Raw genomic sequence first — 17,802 nt, 5'->3', positions numbered from 1 at the left:
CGAAGCCGGGTTACTCTCCCCTGCTAGGAGAGCTGTTTCGAGAGCCACTCGAGGTTCGTCGCGACTACAGCGAGGAGGATCCCGACGACCGAGATGACGATCAGGAACGTCGAGACGACGCTGACCATCGGATCCAGCGCCTGCCGGATCTCGGTCCAGGCGAGGACGGGGATCGTCTCGGTGCTTGGCGTCGAGAGGAACAGCGCCATCACGAACTCCTGGAGGCTGATGATGAAGGCCAGCAGCCCGCCGACGAAGATCCCGTGTTTCACGTTCGGGAGGACGACGTAAACGAACGACTGGACCGGACCGGCGCCGAGGTCCTGTGCGGCGTCTAACTGTTGCCAGTCGAATCGGCTGAACACCGACCGCATGACGAAGTAGACTAGCGGCGTCGCCCAGAGCGTGTGGGCCAGCACGATGCTCGCGTACGAGCCCCGGAGCCCGACCTCGTTGAAGTACATCAGCAGCGTGATCCCGAGGATCACCGGCGGAATCAAAAGCGGGATCAGAACCAGCGGCGCCAGCACCGTTCCCAGCGAGCCGTCGTCGATCTCCTGGCCGAACGCACCCATCACGCCCAGCAGCGTCGCGACCAGCGCGGTACCGACGCCGATGACGATGCTGTTCGTAAAGGCGTCGAGCCAGCGGACGCTGTCGAGGAACTCGCCGTACCACACCAGCGAGTAGCTCTCCGGCGGGAACGCGAGCCGTCCCGTACCGGAGAACGACGTCACGACGACCACCAGCAGCGGCAACAGCATGAGCGCCAGCAGGGTCAGGTAGCCGGCGCGGAACGCCGCGGTCTCGAGGGGTTCTCTACGCAAGCTCGAACTCACCTCCGATTCGGTTGAGCAGGGTAAACATGATCGCGATACTGACCAGCATCAACAGCAACATGAGCACCGAGAACGCGGCCGCAAGCGGATAGCGCATATCCGAGAGCATCAGCCCCTCGACCTGCATCGCGAACGTGATGTTGCCCGACAGCAGGTCGGGTGCGGCGTAGGCCCCGACGCTCCAGGCGAACGAGATCACTGCCGCGACGATGACGCCGGGCATCGCCTGCGGGACGACAACCTCGAGCACCGAGCGCGGACGGCTCGCTCCGAGGTCGCGGGCGGCCTCGACGACGTGCCAGTCCATCGTCGCCAGCACGCTGTAGATCGCCAGCACCGCGTAGGGGAGCACGATGTAGAGCTGGCCGACGACGACGCCGACGGTCCCGGGGACGAACTGGATCGGACTCGAGATCAGCCCCAGCGAGAGCAACAGCTCGTTGAGCGTCCCCGATGGCGACAGCAGCGGGTTGAACGCGTACGTCCTGATGACGAGCGTCGTCAGCAGCGGGAGCACGACCGAGAACAGCAACAGTGACTTGAGGAGTCCCGTCGACCGCCAGATCGCGTAGGCGTAAAACAGGCCGATCAGGACCGACAGCACCGTAACGACGATTCCAAGCAGGAACGAGTAGCCGACGATGCTCCAGATAAGATCGCTCGTGAGAACGCTCGAGTAGGCCTCGAGCGTCCAGGTTCCCTCGGCGTAGACGAGGTCGCTCGACTCCTCCGCGAAGCTGATCCGCAGGAGGATGAAGAACGGAACCACGAACACCAGCAGCTCGAAGGCGAGCAGCGGGGCCATCAACAGCAGGGCCCGGTTCGAGCCGGACTGCTGGCCGAGCGACTCCCGAACGCCCTTCAGCGAGCGCGGAAACTGCGAGTTCGTCTCCGCCATTGTTAGAGCGTCACCCGCGAGCCGTCGGTGCGGAACGCGAGCACGTCGGTGCCGTCCCACTCGATGCGGATCTCCTCACCCGCGGTCAGCGCGTCGGTACTCGCGCCCGTCCGCTCGGCGAACATCGAGGTCCCGTTGACCGAGACGGAGTACCGCACCGTCGACCCCCGGTAGAGGACGTTCTCGACCGTGCCGACGACGGCGTTCGACGTGCTCCCGTCGGCGAGCATCGGCTGTTCGTGTCCCTCGACGGCGTCGGCGGTCGGATCCCGTTCGATCGAGAGCACCTCGGGACGCAGCGACAGCGTCAACTCCGTCCCTTCGGCGACGTCGGGGTTACGATCGGTCGGGAGTACGAGCTCGTACCCGAGTTCGGTCTCGACGCGGACGGCTCCGTCCGTGACGCCGACGACCTGGCTGTCGACGAAGTTCGTATCGCCCAGAAAGCCCTCGATAAAGCGGTTTGCAGGGTTCTCGTAGACCTCGGTGGGCTCGCCGACCTGGATCAGTTCACCCTGGTCCATGATCCCGATGCGGTCGGCCAGGGTAAACGCCTCGTCCTGGTCGTGGGTAACGTGGACGAACGTCTCTTCGAGATCCTCGTGGATCTCGCGGAGTTCGATCTGCATGTCCTCGCGGAGGCGCTTGTCGAGGTTCGACAGCGGCTCGTCGAGCAACAGGACGTCAGGGTTGACCGCGAGCGAGCGGGCCAGCGCGACGCGCTGCTTCTGGCCCCCGCTCAGCGTCGTCGGGTCCTCGTCGCCGTAGCCGCCCATCTGGACGCGCTCGAGCATCGCCTCGGCGCGCTCGCGGCGCTCGTCTTTCGGCACGTCGCGCATCTTGAGTCCGAACGCGACGTTCTCCAGGACCGTTTTGTGGGGAAACAGCGCCCAGTCCTGGAACACCGTCGAGGTGTTGCGTTCGTAAGCCGGCTGGTCGGTGACGTCGGCTCCGTCGAGCGTGATCTCGCCGCTGGTCGGCGTCTCGAGGCCGGCGATCATTCGCAACGTCGTCGACTTGCCGCTGCCGCTGGGTCCGAGCAAACAGAGCAGCTCGCCGTCCCGAATCTCGACCGAGACGTCCTGGACTGCGGTTGTCTCGCCGTAGCGCTTCTCCAGGTCGCGTAACGTAATCTCTGACATTGATACGTAGTAGGTGAATGAAAGGAGATCGTCGTCAGGAACTCTGCTGGATGCTCGAGAACGCGTCCGAGAGTTCGCCGGCGTGCTCGCCGAGGTACTCCCAGTCGGGGAAGGCGATGGTCTCGGCTTCCTCGGTCGTCGTCGGCAGGTCGTCCTCGAGCTCTTCGGGGTAGGTGATGTCCTCGTTGCTGAACATCATCGGGTGGGTTTCGGCCCACTCGGACTGGACCTCGGCGTCGAGCAGGAAGTTGATGAACTCCTCGGCCTCGTCGCGTCGATCGGTCCCCTGGACGACACACCAGTTGTTGAACCAGCCGGTGGTCTCCTCGGGCATCGTGTGGGTGAGCCCGTCGTAGTCGTCGATGTCGGCGGCCGTCTGGTCGTAGTACCACTGGGCGACGTCGATGACGCCGTTGTCGAACGCCTGCCAGATGTCCTCGCCGGAGCTGGCCCAGCTCTCGACATTCCAGTCCTCGAGGGTCTCGAGGACGTCATCGTGGAGCTCCGCGTCGTGCATCTCCTCGGCTCCCTCGGCCTCGTCCATGCCGATCGCGGCGGCGTAGAGTGGGTACCACCAGAACCCGGTGTCGACGCCGATCCCCTCGCTTTCGGCGACGGTCTCCGAGGAGAGATCGCCCCAGGTCTCGGGCTCGACGTCGGCGTCCTCGCGGTGGATAATGGTACAGGGCGCGCCGTCGACCGGCAGTCCGTACTCCGTCCCCCGCATCTCCGCGTAGTAGTCGATGATCCCGTCGGCGTTGGGAACGTTTTCCTCGCGGATCGGCTCGAAGAGGTCGTCCTGGCGGCCGTAGTAGTAGAAGTTCCCCTCGGCGACCGTCACGTCGAACGGCGGCTCGTCCTCCGGCGCGTTCTGGATGTCGGTAAGGATGTCGTCCCAGCCACGGTGGACGTCGATCTCGACGTCGTGTTCGTCCTCGTACTGGGTGACGAGCCCTTCTTCGAAACGATCGGCGTAGTTTCCGCTCCAGACGCTCACCCGCAACACGTCCTCGCCGTCGCTGCCGGCGAGTTCGGCACAGCCCGCGAGTGCGGTCGCCGAGCCGGCCGCCGCAGCGGACAGGAAACGGCGCCTGGAGGTCGGGGTTACTCGAGAGTCGGTTGAAGAGCCGATCGCTGACTTCGCGTCGTTGGTTTCTGCATCCCGGTTCGGGTCTGCAGCCATGAGTACCCGGTAAACCCGGATTGCGACATAAAGGCGTTATGATGTAGTAATAATAGCCGATGAAAACAGAGGGGACCGGCCGTCGTATCGAGCTTTCGTCGGCGAATCGGTGCCGATCGGACGTCGCGATTCGTCGGTCGGTCGTTCGGAACCGTCCCCGTCGGACCGATCGCCGGACGATTCCGCCTCGGGCGCGAACCAGGTTTCCACTCGAACCTGAACGGGACGTACGGCGGGATCTCGATCGGGTTCCGGGCCGAGACCAGAGCGGGAACGGCGTCGACTCACCCGAGCCACGCCGTCACGATGACGGCGAGTTCGAGCGACGGCGGAATCGTCGTCGCCCGAAAGAGGAAACACAGGACGCTGAACGAGACCGCTCCGGCGATCATCACCGAACAGGGCGAACTCGATGATCGGGTCGACCGATCAGGACTCCGGCGCGTCGGCCGGATCGACGACCTCGCCCGTCTCCGGGTAGACCCCTACCTGCTCACAGACGTCGGCCATCGGACAGGCGTCGGGATCCTCGAGACAGACCGGCTTCCGGGCTGTGCAGTACTCCCGCCCGAACTGGATCGACGCCGTGTGGCCGAAGCCACACTTCGCGGCAGGGATTTCGCGCTCGAGGACCGCCCGAACTTCCTCGTGGTCGGCGTCGGCGGGAGCGATCCCCAGCCGGCGGTAGATCCGGTGGACGTGCGTGTCGACGGGGAAGACGCCGCCGCGCCCGCCCGCGAACAGCAGAACGCAGTCGGCGGTCTTCGGGCCGACGCCGTGGATCTCGAGTAGCCGCTCACGGACGGCCTCCGGTTTCTCGTTCCTGACGAAATCGTCGAACGCCGCAGCCGAGCCGAACTCCTCGAGGATTTCCTCGGCTGCGCCGATGATCATCTCCGATTTCTGGTTGTACAGCCCGGCGGAGCTGATCGTCTCGGCGAGCGCGGACTGTTCGGCGTTGGCGAGCGATTCCGCGAGGTCCGTCGATTCGCCTCCGTACCTGTCAACCAGCGAGTCGTGGGCCGGCTGGCTCGCCTTGTCGCTCGTGTTCTGGCTCAGGATCGTCCGCACGAGACAGGTGAAGGCGTCCTGCCCGCCGTAGCTCTTCTCCCAGTACAACTCGCCGAGCCGATCGACGACGCGCTCGGCACGAGTGTCGGCGGTCGCCGGGTCGAACTCCGCGGCGGTCCCGCCGCCCGTCTCGCCGCCGCTGATGTTGACCGACGGCTCCTGATCGTCGTTCATACGTTGGGATTCGGGTTCGAGAAGCAAAACCGCCGTGGAATCAGCGATCCGGCTCGATCGCTCGATCGACCGCCCGTCACGACCCCCTCGCTCGAGCGGGCGCCTCACCGTCCTCACGAGTTCCCCGTCTATGGATCTCCGGAGGTGTACGAGACCGACACCGTCACTGAGAGCCCGGTCGTCCCGCCGGCGACGCTGAGCTGGTAGCTCTCCGCACCCTCCTCGGCGGCCAGCGTCTCGAGTTTCTCCCGAATGCCGGCGAGCAGTCGCTCGAGGCCGCCGATCACCCGCTCCTCCCGCTGGACGTCGATCGGTTCGGCCGACGGCTCATCGAGCGCTCGCGACGTCGCGGCGACGAACGCCTGGAGTTCATCGAGCGATTCGACCCGGCCCAGCCGCTGTTCGAGGTGGTCAGTGGTTTGTGTATCGAGCATCACGTCTCTCGTTACCGATCACCAGTTTGACGGAAAAACGTTCGGTGCCCGAGACAGTCGCCCGCGACGGACGATTCGAACGCGACACCGTCGGTGAAGGCCACGGAAACCGTCGATCGCGGGGCAGTCCCGCTACTCGACCGTCAGCGTCACCGTCGCCTCGGCGCCCTCGGCGAGCGCGTCGACGAGCTCTCGGTCGAACCCCTCCGCAGCGAACTCGGCGCCGACCACGACCGTTCGGTCGTCCACGTAGTCGCTGGTTCGTCCGACCGCGCTGCGCTCGTTCGTGAACTCGAGGTCGGGATCGCCGCGTCCCGCGACCGACTCGCGGTGGCCGTTGGCCTCGATCTCGACGGTGATCGTCGCCGCTTCGTCTCGGCAAGCCTCGACGAACTCGGGGTCGAAGTCGGCGGGCGCCCGATCGGCGTCGATCGCCAGGATGCAGTCTCCGGCGGGTGTGAGGTAGTCGTCGGTCGTCACCTCGAACGTGCTCGCGTGTTCGGCGCTGACGTGTTCGTGTCCTCGAGCGCGGATGACTTCCTGCATACCCTGGCGGAGTCGAGCCGGGCGGAAAACGGGATCGACTCGGCTCTCAGGCCGTCGCCCGTTACCCGGTTCGAAACTCCCGGAGACGGCGCCGCCGAGGACGGCCAGCGAGCCCGTAAGCCAGCTTACCAGGCACTCACAAGCACCGCGAGCGCGACGCCACCGACGACGAGTCGATCGCCCATGCTCGACGCTCGTCGGTAAATACGACAAGTCGTTGTGACACGAAAGGGCGGTTCCCAGCGCGTTCTATACGAGACTCGCGCCGTCGAAGTCGCCGCGGCTGTACTCGAGGTCCATCAGGTCGAGGATTGTCGGGGCGATGTCGAAGAGGTCGGCGTCGCCGATCGAGGCGTCGGGGTCGTCGATGTACAGCGAGGTGTCGTCGAAGCTGTGCATTCCGTTTCGCGGACCGGTGGTGAAGATCTCGGAGTCGGCCTTGAAACCGGACTTGAGGTCGAAGCCGTCGTTCGGAATCGCGACCAGATCCGGCGCGATGTCGTCGTGGTCGCCCCGGAAGGCCGCTTCCTTCTCGACGACGCGGTCGACGACCTTCTCGCCGTTGGGGCCCTCGAGGGCCTCGAGGTCGGCCTTGAGCTCGTCGCGAACCTCGTCGTACTCGTCTTCGGAAACCGAACCCCGCGGTTCGCGACCCTCGAGGTTGAGATAGAACCGACCGGGGATGAAGGAGTAGGCCTTCGTCTCCGTGGCGATGTCGCCGAGCTCCTCGGGCTCGTCGCCCTCGAAGGAGAGCCAGCCCTCCTCGATGAGCCACTCGTTGAAGTGGACCTCGTAGTCGAGGCTCGTGAACCCGTGGTCGGAGGCGACGATCAGCGTGACGTCCTCGGGAAGGGCCTCGCGCAGCCGTCCGATATAGTCGTCGACCTTCTCGTAAAAGTCGAGGAACTCCTCCTTGTACTGGCCGTCGCGCTCGTAGTCCTTGAAGAGGAAGTGGTTGACCCGGTCGGTCGTCATGAAGACGCCGAAGAACAGATCCCAGTCGTCCTCCTCGATGTAGTGTTCGAACGCCTCGAAGCGGGCGTCGATCGTCTCGTGGGCGTCCTCGATGAACGCCTCCTTTTCCTCCTCGTGGCCGAGTTTCGGGTTGACGTCGATGCGGTAGTCGAGCGTCTCGAGGTAGTCGCGGACGTCGTCGGGGTAGGCGGCCTTCTCGAGGTCGGGCGAGAGAAAGCCCGACACCATGCGCTGCACGTTTCGCTGCGGCGGGAACGTAACGGGGACGTTCATCACGGTCGCCTTGAGCCCCTCCTCCTGGACGCGGTCCCAGACGCGGTCGGCCTGGACCTCCCGGCCCATCGGCACGTACGTGTCGTACGTGCCGACCTCCCGGTCCTGGAAGCCGTAGACGCCCGTCTCACCGGGGTTGACGCCGGTGGTCAGCGACGGCCAGCAGGCGCTGGACTCGGGCGGGACGATGCTCGAAATCTCGCTCGCGGTGCCGTCGGCCGCCAGCGACGCGAAGTTCGGGAAGCGGTCCTCGTGTTCGGAGAGCAGACTGTACGGCACGCCGTCGACGCCGATAAACGCGACTCGGGGGGAGTCGTCACCCCGCAGCCGGTCGAACAAACCCATGCGGGGCCGTAGTCCGACCGTATACAAGAAGGTTCGTTTCCGGACACTGTTTTCGAGAACCGGTGACGCCGATCTTGGTTTCGCGTTCAGCGTCGCCGACTGTCGCACCGAACACGTAGACCGACGCCGGTGGAGGGGATCCTCGAGGAGCTCGTAGAAACCGGCAGGATCTCCGGTCGCTCTCGCGGCGGGCGATCGGGAACCGGGCTACTCCGTCTCCTCGTCCGCGCTCTCGGAGCGGAAGTTCGTCGGGACGACCGTCAGGTGGGCCATCCCGGTACCGGATTCGACCGACTCGGTGGTCGACGCGGATTCTCGTGGGGACGGGTTGGTTGCTGCCATGACGGACGGTAGTACGACGGCTCACCCAATAAAATTACCCATGCTCATAACACATACGGCGGGCGGGCTGGAATAACTCCGGCGAATCCGTCGGCGGAAAATCGAACGTGGGCGCGGGGGTCGCCGCTAGAAGTTCTCGTCGTAGAGATCCTGGGCGTGTTCGATCGCGTCGTAGGCGGCCTGACGGTCCTCCCAGCCCTGGGTCTCGACTTCCTTGCCCTCCTCTAAGTTCTTGTACGTCTGGAAGAACTCGTCGATCTCGTCGAGTTGCTGCTGGGTGATGTCCTCGAGGTCCTCGATGTGGTCGTAGCGGGGATCCTCGCTCGGGACGGCGATCACCTTGTCGTCCTGCTCGCCGTCGTCGTCCATCTTCATCAGGGCGACGGGACGAGCCTCGATGATACAGCCGGGGAACGTCTGATCCTCGACGAGAACCATCACGTCGAAGGGGTCCTCGTCGTCGTAGTACGACTGCGGGATGAAGCCGTAGTCGGAGGGGTAGTGGACGTTCGAGTGGAGCACGCGATCGAGGACGACGCCGGGGACGTCCTTGTCGTACTCGTACTTGTTGCGCTCGCCCTTGAGACACTCGACGACGGCGTAGATCTCTTCTGGCGGGTTCGGTCCGGTCTCGAGGTCTTCCCAGAGATTGACCATGTATCTCGGACGTTCACGGTGGGCCAAAAAGTACTTTCGTAATCGTATCAGCCGTCACGGCCGACGACTGCCGACGGAGCGTGGAGTACGGAACTCGGAAGATCGACGTTCGAGCCGGTATCGGCTGCTGGAGGGGGTCTGCGGGTCGATCCAGCAAAATAGTTGAGAAGTCTTAAATAGTCCGGTGACTGTTACACGACTATGTCAGAGGCACAATCAATCAGCAGCGATCAGAGTGTCGCACGCGAGCTGACCGCGTTCCAGACCAACATCCTCACCATCCTCGCAAAGGAGCCGATGTACGGCCTGGCGATCAAGCGCGAACTCGAGGAGTACTACGGAACCGAGGTCAACCACGGCCGACTCTACCCGAACCTCGACGAACTCGTCGAGCTCGGGCTGGTCGAGAAGAGCGAACTCGACAAGCGGACGAACCAGTACTCGCTGACCGACGAGGGGTACGAGGCCGTCCTCGACGGCGTCCAGTGGTCGCTCTCGAAGATCGTCACGGACGACGACCGCGCCGACGAGATCCGCCAGCTCGTCGACGAGAGCTACAGTAGCAACTGAAAGTCAGTGCGCACCCGATCGCACGACGGTCGTGCGATCGGGTGCAAACAGTTTCAGTTGGTGCTGCACCGAGCGATAACTAAGGTGTCAGAACCTCCGTTCGCGTTCGATCACACCGAACACGTGTAGATCGGCGCTGAACCGTCCGTTTTATTCGACGGTCGACGAGCTCCGTAGCTCCGGGTGTGGCTCGTCGGCCGCCTCGAAGACGAGATCGACCGACTCCTCGACCACGTCTCGTTGCTTTTCGGAGGGCCAGGCGTTCCGAACGAAGTACCCCGTCAGGAACTCCTCGAGTTCCGCCGACGTCGCCGATTCGATCGGCTTCGCGTAGTGATTGCCGAAGAAGTCCGCGAGGGCGACCGCGTTGTCGCCGTGAACGTCGCCGTGGGCCGCCCTGACCTCGGCGACCAGCTCGCGGTTTCGTTCGTCGACTGCCTGCCAGTCGTCGGGATCCTCGGTGCCCTCGAGCTGGATCTCGATCGCCCGATCGATATCTTCGATGCGATCAGTCCTGATGACGCCGTCGGCGTGCCACTCCTCGGGGTGGAGCACGAGCGTCGCGTCCTCCTCGTCCCGAACGCGGGCGGTGAACTCGTGTTCGGAAAGCAGGTCGTCGCGTCGCTCGAGCCGAGCTGTTCGCTCGTTCTCGTCGGTCGCGGTGCGAGCCAGCCGCGTCAGTCGTTCGGCCTCGTCGACGACGTCGTCGGGCAGTTCTCCCGGGGACCGTTCCCCGTCGGACGACCGGTCACCGTCGGCCTCCGTCCCGTTCTCGAGGTCGCTCATACCCGTCGTTCGCGCTCGAAGCCCTTTCCGTTGCCGTTTTCGGCGCTATCCCTGGTCCAGCGCCTCGTTGGCCAGCCCGTCCGCGCGGTCGTTGACCTCCCGCGGGACGTACTCGAGGGTCCAGTCGTCGAACGAGGAGAGCAGCTCGAGCGCCCGAACCCGCTGCTCGCGCAGTTCGGGGTTGTTGGTGTCGTACTCGCCGCGGACCTGCTTGACGATCAGTTCGGAGTCGCCCCGGGCGTGAACTTCGCCGTAGCCGTACTCCTCGGCCGCCTCCAGTGCCGTGATCAGCGCCGCGTACTCGGCCTGGTTGTTCGTCGTTCGACCGATCCGCTCGCCCCCCTCGGCGACGATTCCCTCGCTCGTGACGATCACCCAGCCGATCGCCGCCGGCCCGGGATTGCCGCGGCTGGCGCCGTCGAAGTAGACGTGGGCTCGACCGCCGCCCTCGCGGAGCAGGGCCTCGAGCTTGCGGGGCGTCTCGCCCTGAATCACGACCTTGTCGTCGTAGGCGACGGCCGTCGCGCCGTCGCGAGTCGCTCGCCAGCGTTCGTGTTCGGTGTTTCCGGCGTCGACGGTGACGCCCGCCTCCTCGAGGCGCTCGCGGGCGTCGTCGACGTCGCACTCGATGACTGGCATTCGTGTCCGTGCTCGAGGAGAGCCGGATAAAGGTTTTCCGGTTTCAAATCGTAAACCATCCCGCTGAACCGCTGTGGCCGCCGTTTTCGCCGGATACTAGGAATATGTCGGAAGGGGAACCCCAGAACTTATATATCATAGTAGTACTACTATAAAAGCGCGATGACACGGTCCACCCGCCAGCGGGAGCGAATGCGTGAAACGGACGAATCCGAGGAGCAAGAGGGGGTACGTGCCTGCCCCGAGTGCGAATCGGATAATCTCGTGAAAGACTCCGATCGGGGTGAGCTCATCTGTGAAGACTGTGGGCTCGTCGTCGAGGAGGAGAAGATCGACCCCGGTCCGGAGTGGCGGGCGTTCAACCACCAGGAACGACAGGAGAAGTCCCGCGTCGGCGCCCCGACGACACAGACGATGCACGACAAGGGGCTGACGACGACGATCGACTGGAAGGACAAGGACGCCTACGGTCGCTCGATCTCCTCGAAGAAACGCAGTCAGATGCACCGCCTGCGCAAGTGGCAGGAACGCATCCGAACCAAGGACGCTGGCGAGCGCAACCTGCAGTTCGCGCTCTCGGAAATCGACCGGATGGCGTCGGCGCTGGGTGTGCCGCGATCGGTCCGCGAGGTGGCGTCGGTCATCTACCGACGCGCGCTCAAGGAGGACCTCATCCGCGGCCGATCGATCGAGGGCGTCGCCACCTCGGCGCTGTACGCCGCCTGTCGCAAGGAGGGCATCCCGCGGAGCTTAGAGGAGATCTCGGAAGTTTCACGCGTCGAACGAAAGGAGATCGGTCGCACGTATCGATACATCTCGCAGGAACTCGGCCTCGAGATGCGCCCCGTCGATCCGAAAAAGTACGTTCCCCGCTTCTGTTCCGAACTCGAACTGTCCGAAGAGGTCCAGACCAAGGCCAACGAAATCATCGAAAAGACGGCCGAGGAAGGACTGCTCTCGGGCAAATCCCCGACCGGGTACGCCGCTGCGGCGATCTACGCTGCCTCGCTGCTGTGTAACGAGAAAAAGACCCAGCGCGAGGTCGCCGACGTCGCCCAGGTGACCGAAGTCACCATCCGGAACCGGTATCAGGAACAGATCGAAGCGATGGGAATCCACGGCTAACGCCGATACCACCTCTTTTATCCGACAAATGCCGCCGTCCGTCCAGCGCCGTCGCTGATCCAGCGGCGGTTCCGCGGATGCTCTCTGCCGAACGCCGGTGGGACGTCGCTGCAGTCCCTCGAGGCCGAGTTCGGAGGGTTACTCCTCGTCTTCGTCGTCCTCGTCGTCCATCGGATCGTCCTCTTCATCGTCCATCGGGTCGTCTTCTTCCTCGTCCTCTGGGTCGTCTTCCTCTTCATCGTCCATCGGATCGTCTTCCTCGTCGTCCTCTTCCTCGTCGTCCTCTTCATCGTCCATCGGGTCGTCCTCTTCCTCGTCGTCCTCCTCATCGTCCATCGGATCGTCTTCCTCGTCGTCCATCGGATCGTCCTCCTCATCGTCCATCGGATCGTCCTCCTCATCGTCCATCGGGTCGTCTTCCTCGTCATCCTCGACCGGATCCTCCTCCGGGTCCTCTTCGGGATCTTCCTCCGGATCGTCCTCGGGATCGTCGTTACATCCGGCGATCGCGATAGCGCTAACTGTGCCGCTCAGTGCGATCAGACGCCGACGTGTGAGATGGTCCGTCATGTTCAGTCACTCCGAATCGGGTCTGAGAAGCCTATCGCAAAGAGAATGCGCTGCCTATTCTCGCTCCGCCGACCACAAACTACAGTTACGTCGAACCAGTCCTCGAGCGAGAAAAGCCGCGTCGCTCGAGCCGACCGTTCCGCGACCGGGGCGTATCGTTCGGCGACGGTAACGACAGATCGGCCGACCGGACCGGGACGTCCGTGCGTCGAAAACGCCAGTTACCGTTCCGAACGGACGGAACGGTCGGGCTGTTCCGTCGGAGCCGTTACTCGTCCTTGCCGACGCTGATGACCTGCAACAGCGAGTAGACGGGAACGCCCTCGATCTCCTCGACGCCCTGTTTGTCCGCGAGGACGACACACGCAAGCGGCTCGCCGCCCTCCGATCGGATTGCCGCGATCGTCTCGCGCATCGTAGTGCCGCTCGTGATGGTGTCGTCGACGACGTAACACTCGCGGTTGCGGATGCCCGCGAAGTTTCGCGAGAACGTGCCGCCGAGCTCCTCGATGTCGCCCTCCTCCCACTGGTGTTTCGCGGGCGTGTACGTCGAGAGGTCACTCTCGAGTTCGCTCGCGATGAGCGTCGCGATGGGACCGCCTGCCTTCTCGATGCCGACGGTCAGATCGACGTCCTCGCCGTGCTTGGCGAGCAGGTCGGCCATGGCCTCCGCGATCGAACCCATCCGTTTGCTGTCCCGTCCGATCGCCGACCAGTCGACGTGGATGTCCTGCGGGCCGCCGTTCCCGGCGGAGTGCCGGGTCGACTGGCTCGAGGGCTCGGCCGTCGCGTCGCCGCGCTCGACCAGCCAGCTCGCGGTCTCCCGGGAGACGTTCAGCTCGTCCGCGATCTCGCCCTTCGAGAGCCCCTGGTCTGCGAGTTCGGCGGCACTCTCGATGAGGTCGTCAACGTTTTTCATGCCTCAGGGTTCGCGCGCCGTTTTTATATTCGTGTCGCAGCCGACGAACGTCGCCTCGACTCCCTGGAAAGACTCTCAGTATTGGCAAGGATTATCACTTGTCTCTCCGGTATCCCGGGTATGGAACGGTACGATCTCGTCTACCAGCTCTACGACGAGTACGACACGAAGACGTTGCGGGAGTACCAGGAGTTCGTCGACGTCTTTCCGGCCGTCGACTCCCGGGTCGCCCTCGAGCACTGGCAGGAGGCAAACGAGGAGCTCGAGGACCGGAAGGACGAGATCAGATCGGCGTTCGCCGCCGGCGAGACGTTCGCGGAGATCGCCGCGCGGGCGACCCGCGACCAGGCGTTTACCGCGCTCGACCTCGAGGCCAAGTATGGCCGCGGCGTGAACGTGCTGGTCCTCGACGTCGACGAGACGCTGCGCTCGGCCGGCAGTACGGACAACGAGATCCCTCGAGAGACCCTCCACGTCCTGACGGAGTTTCACGAGGCCGGGGTCCCGATCGTGATCTGTACGGGCCAGACCCTGGAGAACGTCAAGGGGTTTGCCATTCAGGGGCTGGGTAGCGAGATCGTCCACTCCGGGGAGCTATCGATCGTCTACGAGGCGGGGACCGGCGTGTTCACGCCCGGTCACGGCGCCGAGACCAAACAGCTGCTGTACGAGGAGCTCGACGAGGAGATCCGCGAGGTGTTCGACGACCTGCGGGCTCGAGTCCTGACGGAGGCCCCCGACACACTCAGGCGTGGCTGTCACCTGCAGGGCAACGAGTTCAACGTCACGATGAAACCCAACTACGAGACCGGGTCGGCCGACGCTCGCGAGATCATCGACGACGCGCTCGTCTACCTGATCGACCTGCTGGCCGACGCCGTCGGCGAGGCGATCGGGTTCGACGGCGAGGAGATCCGCGATCGGACCCGCACGTTCTACGCCGATCAGGACCCCGAAATCAGGACCGTCCTCGAGGAGGGGGGTGCGTACCCCGATCGGGACGACGAGTCGATCCCCGACGAACTCGCGGACGTCCTCGGGCGAATCGACGTCGCCTACTACGAGGCCGACGCCGCCGAGATCGGCAGCCTCGAGCTGAACAAGGTCGTCGGCGTCGAGCGCGCGCTCGAGGTACTCGGGATCGACGATCCGTTCGCGCTGGTGATGGGCGACTCCAAGAGCGATCGCCGCGTCATGGAGTGGGTCGCGGAGAACGACGCCGGGATCGCGGCCGCGCCGGAACACGCCTCCCAGGACACCCTCGAGCACGTCCTTGGAACCGACGAGCTCGTCTTCGACCGCGGAAAGAGCGTGGACGTCCTGCAGACGACGTACGCGCTCAATCGGCTCGCGAGGCTCGGATAGCCGACCGGGATCGGTACTTGAACCACCGAAATAGGTAGGCCGGCCCATCAACTCCGTCGGAGCTGTCCCTTTCGCAAGCGCAGTCGAGTGCGGGTGTGATCGACACGCAGCGTCGTACGATCGAACCAGGTGATCAGCTATGAACGGATACGAGTGCCAGTACGGCTCCGGCATCGGAATCGACGGGCGACCGGGCTCGAACGCGAACGGGAAGGGGGATCGAACGTGACGACGATCGCGGAGCTCGCCGTCCCCACCGACGAGTTCGCGCTCGAGCCGACGATCCGGTCGCTGTCGGCGTTCGAGCTTCGGGTCGAGAGCGTCGTCGTCGACGACTCGGTCCGGACCGCCCCGCTGATCTGGTTCGCGGGTTCCGACGCCGACGCGGTCGAGGACGCACTCGAGGACGACTCCACCGTCGAGTCGTTTCGCCGACTGCTCCGGCGGCCCGACGCCGACGAGTGGCTGTTCCGAATCCGGTACGCCGACGACGCCACGCCCGTCTGCAGCGCGGTCTACGCGAACGACGGGACGGTTCTCGACGCCGAGGTCGCGAACGGCCGCTGGACGGTTACGCTGTTGTTTCCCCGGCGGGAGGGCGTCTCCGAGGCCGTCTCCGACCTTCAGGAGCGGGACGCGCGGATCGACGTCAGGCGCATGGTCGAGGCCGAGGCGGACGAGGGCCTCGAGATGGCGGCGACCCTGACCGACCCCCAGCGGGAGGCGATCGCCGAGGCCTACCAGCAGGGGTACTACGACGTTCCCCGGGAGATCTCCCTCGAGGAGCTTGCGGGCGAACTCGAGATCTCCCACCAGGCCCTCTCCGAGCGACTCCGCCGGGCGAACCGCGTTCTCGCGAGCGAGCAGCTCGACGCGTCGGCCGACGGGCTCGGCGAGGGGTGAGCGCTCGAGTGGTGGCCATTTTTGCCACCGCGCTCGAATAGGGACGTATGGAACTCACCGACGAGCAGGCGGCGGTTCGCGACGTCGTTCGCGAGTTCGCCCGCGAGGAGATCAGACCGACGGCGCTCGAGGCCGACCAGCGCCAGGAGTTTCCCGAGGACGTCTGGGACGGGCTCGCCGAGCTCGACCTGACGAGCCTCACCGTGCCCGAGGCGTACGGCGGCTATGACGCCGACCCCGTGACGGCCGCCGTCGTCAACGAGGAGGTCGCCTACGGCGCGCTCGCGGTCGCGACGGCGCTGTCGGTTCACTCGCTGGCAACATCCTGTATCGCCGAGTTCGGCAGCGAGGACCTCAAGGAACGGTGGCTCCCCGACATGGCCGAGGGTCGTCCCGTCGGCGCGTTCGCGCTCTCGGAGCCCCACGCCGGCTCGAACCCCGCCGAGATGTCGACCGAGGCCCGCAGGGAGGGCGACGAGTACGTTATCAACGGCGAGAAGCAGTGGATCACGAACGGGAAGCGGGCGGGCGTCTACGTCCTCTTCGCGAAGACCGACCGCGACGACCCCTCGACGGTGACCCAGTTTCTCGTGCCGGGCGACGTCGACGGGCTCTCGGTCGGCGAGAAGGAGGACAAGCTCGGGCTCCGAGCCAGCGACACGACGAGTCTCACATTCGACGACGTCCGGATCCCCGCCGAGAACCGGCTGACAGAGGAGGGACGCGGTCTCTCGGCCGCCTTTCACATCCTCACGGGCGGTCGGATCGCCATCGCGGCACAGTCAGTCGGCCTCGCCCAGTGTGCGATGGACGAAGCGCTCGAGTACAGCGAGGAGCGCGAACAGTTCGACCAGCCGATCGGCGAGTTCCAGTCGATTCGCCACAAGCTCGCCGAGATGGCGACCCGAATCAAGGCGAGTCGGCTGCTGACCCGCGAGGCGGCACGCGAGCGCGCGTCGGGCAGCGCCGGACTGACCGCGAGCATGGCGAAGTACTTCGCCAGCGAGACGGCCATGCACGTCACCAACGAGGCCGTCCAGATCCACGGCGGCTACGGCTACGTCACCGAGGGCGAGGTCGAACGGCTCTACCGGGACGCCAAGATCACCGAGATCTACGAGGGGACCACCGAGGTCCAGAAGAAGGTGATCGCGCGCCACCTGCTCGAGTAGCGGACCGAAGTCGCTATTCTGCTCGCGTCCCTATCACCGGTCGTGACCGAATACGATGCCGTCGTCTACGACCTGGACGGAACCCTCGTCGACCTCGCCGTCGACTGGAACGCCGTCGCGATCGACGTTATCGCGGTGTACGCCCGGGCCGCCACCGAACCGCCGAGCGAGAACCTCTGGGAGCTGCTCGAGGCCGCGAGCAAGTTCGAGATCGCGCCGGCTGTCGAGGAGACGATCGCCGACCACGAACGCGAGGGTGCGCGGCTGTCCCGCCGCCTGACCCGCGCGGACGAGGCCCTCGAGCGATCAGTTCCCGTCGGCGTCTGCTCGCTCAACTGCGAGGCCGCCTGTTGGATCGCGCTCGAGGAACACGCGCTCGAGCCCGCGGTCGACGCCGTCGTGGGTCGAGACACCGTCGAGACGCGAAAGCCCGACCCAGAGCCGCTGCTCGAGACCGTCCGCGGGCTCGGCGCGCAACCGTCGTCAACGCTGTTTATCGGCGACACCGAGCGCGACGAGCGGACGGCCGATCGTGCGGGCGTCGACTTCGAGTACGTCGAGGGCGGCGAGTAGCTACTCCTGCGTGCGCTTCGCGTACGCGAACACCGACAGCGCCACGAGTAGCCAGACGACGGCACCCACTCGGATCGCGAACTCGGCTCGAGCGCCCCAGCTCGGGAGGTCGGCGCCGATCGACAGCAGGGCGACGATCGGCGCGCCGACGAGGATCGTGACGACGAACGTCGTCTGCATCACCCACCCGAAGTCGACGCCGTCCGGCGAGGTCGTTTCGACGCGTTCTGGCACGTTCGAAGGTGTTCACCGGGTCCTCTTAACAGTCGCGGGTGGCAGATCGTCGGCGCGGAACGATGGC

General features: G+C 65.1%; 21 protein-coding genes. 6 read left to right on the top strand and 15 right to left on the bottom strand.

Annotated elements, in window-relative coordinates; genetic code table 11:
- Window positions 1-23 precede the first annotated feature (23 nt).
- From QA609_RS10925 to QA609_RS10880, 10 genes are all read right to left on the bottom strand, one after another.
- Window positions 24-827: an ABC transporter permease gene (locus QA609_RS10925; RefSeq protein ID WP_278302638.1), complete on the bottom strand. Its 804-nt coding sequence runs from the start codon at window positions 825-827 to the stop codon at window positions 24-26.
- The gene (locus QA609_RS10920; protein WP_278302637.1) at window positions 820-1,737 is read right to left on the bottom strand and encodes an ABC transporter permease; all 918 of its coding nucleotides are present in this window, start codon (window positions 1,735-1,737) and stop codon (window positions 820-822) included. The genes QA609_RS10925 and QA609_RS10920 overlap by 8 nt, the downstream gene beginning before the upstream one ends.
- A 2-nt stretch (window positions 1,738-1,739) precedes the next feature.
- Window positions 1,740-2,879 (bottom strand): ABC transporter ATP-binding protein, encoded by a 1,140-nt coding sequence (locus QA609_RS10915; protein ID WP_278302636.1) that lies wholly within the window; start codon window positions 2,877-2,879, stop codon window positions 1,740-1,742.
- Window positions 2,880-2,913: 34 nt separating this feature from the next.
- Window positions 2,914-4,062 carry an extracellular solute-binding protein gene (locus QA609_RS10910; protein WP_278302635.1) on the bottom strand — a complete coding sequence of 383 codons (1,149 nt, stop codon included), beginning with the start codon at window positions 4,060-4,062 and terminating at the stop codon, window positions 2,914-2,916.
- A 429-nt stretch (window positions 4,063-4,491) separates the two neighbouring features.
- The gene (gene nth, locus QA609_RS10905) at window positions 4,492-5,307 is read right to left on the bottom strand and encodes an endonuclease III (protein ID WP_278302634.1); all 816 of its coding nucleotides are present in this window, start codon (window positions 5,305-5,307) and stop codon (window positions 4,492-4,494) included.
- A gap of 128 nt (window positions 5,308-5,435) precedes the next feature.
- On the bottom strand, window positions 5,436-5,741 hold the full coding sequence (locus tag QA609_RS10900; protein WP_278302633.1) for a hypothetical protein: 306 nt from the start codon (window positions 5,739-5,741) through the stop codon (window positions 5,436-5,438).
- 132 nt (window positions 5,742-5,873) lie between these two features.
- The gene (locus QA609_RS10895) at window positions 5,874-6,287 is read right to left on the bottom strand and encodes a DUF371 domain-containing protein (protein ID WP_278302632.1); all 414 of its coding nucleotides are present in this window, start codon (window positions 6,285-6,287) and stop codon (window positions 5,874-5,876) included.
- Window positions 6,288-6,536: 249 nt separating this feature from the next.
- On the bottom strand, window positions 6,537-7,880 hold the full coding sequence (locus QA609_RS10890; RefSeq protein WP_278302631.1) for an alkaline phosphatase family protein: 1,344 nt from the start codon (window positions 7,878-7,880) through the stop codon (window positions 6,537-6,539).
- Window positions 7,881-8,087: 207 nt separating this feature from the next.
- The gene (locus QA609_RS10885; RefSeq protein ID WP_005558012.1) at window positions 8,088-8,222 is read right to left on the bottom strand and encodes a hypothetical protein; all 135 of its coding nucleotides are present in this window, start codon (window positions 8,220-8,222) and stop codon (window positions 8,088-8,090) included.
- A 126-nt stretch (window positions 8,223-8,348) separates the two neighbouring features.
- Window positions 8,349-8,879: an inorganic diphosphatase gene (locus QA609_RS10880; protein WP_005558011.1), complete on the bottom strand. Its 531-nt coding sequence runs from the start codon at window positions 8,877-8,879 to the stop codon at window positions 8,349-8,351.
- Window positions 8,880-9,080: 201 nt separating this feature from the next.
- Here QA609_RS10880 and QA609_RS10875 point away from each other — a divergent pair, with 201 nt between their 5' ends.
- Window positions 9,081-9,449: a PadR family transcriptional regulator gene (locus QA609_RS10875; protein ID WP_278302630.1), complete on the top strand. Its 369-nt coding sequence runs from the start codon at window positions 9,081-9,083 to the stop codon at window positions 9,447-9,449.
- A gap of 150 nt (window positions 9,450-9,599) precedes the next feature.
- Here the strand turns inward: QA609_RS10875 and QA609_RS10870 are convergent, their stop codons facing one another.
- Together QA609_RS10870 and rnhA are read right to left on the bottom strand one after the other, a co-directional pair.
- On the bottom strand, window positions 9,600-10,235 hold the full coding sequence (locus tag QA609_RS10870) for a hypothetical protein (RefSeq protein WP_278302629.1): 636 nt from the start codon (window positions 10,233-10,235) through the stop codon (window positions 9,600-9,602).
- A 45-nt stretch (window positions 10,236-10,280) separates the two neighbouring features.
- Window positions 10,281-10,874, bottom strand: a complete 594-nt coding sequence (gene rnhA / locus QA609_RS10865; RefSeq protein ID WP_278302628.1) for a ribonuclease HI — start codon at window positions 10,872-10,874, stop codon at window positions 10,281-10,283.
- A 162-nt stretch (window positions 10,875-11,036) separates the two neighbouring features.
- Here rnhA and QA609_RS10860 point away from each other — a divergent pair, with 162 nt between their 5' ends.
- Window positions 11,037-11,999 (top strand): transcription initiation factor IIB, encoded by a 963-nt coding sequence (locus tag QA609_RS10860; protein WP_015321996.1) that lies wholly within the window; start codon window positions 11,037-11,039, stop codon window positions 11,997-11,999.
- Between the two features lie 138 nt (window positions 12,000-12,137).
- Here the strand turns inward: QA609_RS10860 and QA609_RS10855 are convergent, their stop codons facing one another.
- Window positions 12,138-12,569, bottom strand: a complete 432-nt coding sequence (locus QA609_RS10855) for a hypothetical protein (RefSeq protein WP_278302627.1) — start codon at window positions 12,567-12,569, stop codon at window positions 12,138-12,140.
- A gap of 268 nt (window positions 12,570-12,837) precedes the next feature.
- Complete coding sequence (gene gfcR / locus QA609_RS10850) at window positions 12,838-13,488, bottom strand: transcriptional regulator GfcR (RefSeq protein ID WP_278302626.1); 651 nt, start codon at window positions 13,486-13,488, stop codon at window positions 12,838-12,840.
- 120 nt (window positions 13,489-13,608) lie between these two features.
- Between gfcR and QA609_RS10845 the strand changes: the two genes are divergently transcribed.
- From QA609_RS10845 to QA609_RS10830, 4 genes are all read left to right on the top strand, one after another.
- A complete protein-coding gene (locus QA609_RS10845; RefSeq protein ID WP_278302625.1) occupies window positions 13,609-14,853 on the top strand; it encodes an HAD hydrolase family protein in 1,245 nt (414 codons plus the stop codon).
- A gap of 225 nt (window positions 14,854-15,078) precedes the next feature.
- Window positions 15,079-15,756, top strand: a complete 678-nt coding sequence (locus QA609_RS10840) for a helix-turn-helix domain-containing protein (protein WP_278302624.1) — start codon at window positions 15,079-15,081, stop codon at window positions 15,754-15,756.
- A gap of 47 nt (window positions 15,757-15,803) precedes the next feature.
- Window positions 15,804-16,928 (top strand): acyl-CoA dehydrogenase family protein, encoded by a 1,125-nt coding sequence (locus QA609_RS10835; RefSeq protein ID WP_278302623.1) that lies wholly within the window; start codon window positions 15,804-15,806, stop codon window positions 16,926-16,928.
- Window positions 16,929-16,970: 42 nt separating this feature from the next.
- On the top strand, window positions 16,971-17,501 hold the full coding sequence (locus tag QA609_RS10830; RefSeq protein ID WP_278302622.1) for an HAD family hydrolase: 531 nt from the start codon (window positions 16,971-16,973) through the stop codon (window positions 17,499-17,501).
- Here the strand turns inward: QA609_RS10830 and QA609_RS10825 are convergent, their stop codons facing one another.
- Window positions 17,502-17,735 (bottom strand): DUF5822 domain-containing protein, encoded by a 234-nt coding sequence (locus QA609_RS10825; RefSeq protein ID WP_278302621.1) that lies wholly within the window; start codon window positions 17,733-17,735, stop codon window positions 17,502-17,504.
- Between the last annotated feature and the right edge of the window lie 67 nt (window positions 17,736-17,802).

The sequence above is a fragment of the Natronococcus sp. A-GB7 genome, from assembly GCF_029688865.1.
GTDB lineage: Archaea > Halobacteriota > Halobacteria > Halobacteriales > Natrialbaceae > Natronococcus.
The sequence above is the reverse complement of the archived record's forward strand: the minus strand, read 5'-3'. Positions and strand labels throughout refer to the sequence as shown.

What these genes read in the sequence shown, in the direction of transcription:
- QA609_RS10885 (WP_005558012.1), bottom strand. Translation starts at nt 8,222, where the DNA reads ATGGCAGCAACCAACCCGTCCCCACGAGAATCCGCGTCGACCACCGAG.
- nth (WP_278302634.1), bottom strand. Translation starts at nt 5,307, where the DNA reads ATGAACGACGATCAGGAGCCGTCGGTCAACATCAGCGGCGGCGAGACG.
- QA609_RS10920 (WP_278302637.1), bottom strand. Translation starts at nt 1,737, where the DNA reads ATGGCGGAGACGAACTCGCAGTTTCCGCGCTCGCTGAAGGGCGTTCGG.
- QA609_RS10855 (WP_278302627.1), bottom strand. Translation starts at nt 12,569, where the DNA reads ATGACGGACCATCTCACACGTCGGCGTCTGATCGCACTGAGCGGCACA.
- QA609_RS10845 (WP_278302625.1), top strand. Translation starts at nt 13,609, where the DNA reads ATGGAACGGTACGATCTCGTCTACCAGCTCTACGACGAGTACGACACG.
- QA609_RS10870 (WP_278302629.1), bottom strand. Translation starts at nt 10,235, where the DNA reads ATGAGCGACCTCGAGAACGGGACGGAGGCCGACGGTGACCGGTCGTCC.
- gfcR (WP_278302626.1), bottom strand. Translation starts at nt 13,488, where the DNA reads ATGAAAAACGTTGACGACCTCATCGAGAGTGCCGCCGAACTCGCAGAC.
- QA609_RS10895 (WP_278302632.1), bottom strand. Translation starts at nt 6,287, where the DNA reads ATGCAGGAAGTCATCCGCGCTCGAGGACACGAACACGTCAGCGCCGAA.
- QA609_RS10910 (WP_278302635.1), bottom strand. Translation starts at nt 4,062, where the DNA reads ATGGCTGCAGACCCGAACCGGGATGCAGAAACCAACGACGCGAAGTCA.
- QA609_RS10835 (WP_278302623.1), top strand. Translation starts at nt 15,804, where the DNA reads ATGGAACTCACCGACGAGCAGGCGGCGGTTCGCGACGTCGTTCGCGAG.
- QA609_RS10860 (WP_015321996.1), top strand. Translation starts at nt 11,037, where the DNA reads ATGACACGGTCCACCCGCCAGCGGGAGCGAATGCGTGAAACGGACGAA.
- QA609_RS10875 (WP_278302630.1), top strand. Translation starts at nt 9,081, where the DNA reads ATGTCAGAGGCACAATCAATCAGCAGCGATCAGAGTGTCGCACGCGAG.
- rnhA (WP_278302628.1), bottom strand. Translation starts at nt 10,874, where the DNA reads ATGCCAGTCATCGAGTGCGACGTCGACGACGCCCGCGAGCGCCTCGAG.
- QA609_RS10880 (WP_005558011.1), bottom strand. Translation starts at nt 8,879, where the DNA reads ATGGTCAATCTCTGGGAAGACCTCGAGACCGGACCGAACCCGCCAGAA.
- QA609_RS10900 (WP_278302633.1), bottom strand. Translation starts at nt 5,741, where the DNA reads ATGCTCGATACACAAACCACTGACCACCTCGAACAGCGGCTGGGCCGG.
- QA609_RS10915 (WP_278302636.1), bottom strand. Translation starts at nt 2,879, where the DNA reads ATGTCAGAGATTACGTTACGCGACCTGGAGAAGCGCTACGGCGAGACA.
- QA609_RS10890 (WP_278302631.1), bottom strand. Translation starts at nt 7,880, where the DNA reads ATGGGTTTGTTCGACCGGCTGCGGGGTGACGACTCCCCCCGAGTCGCG.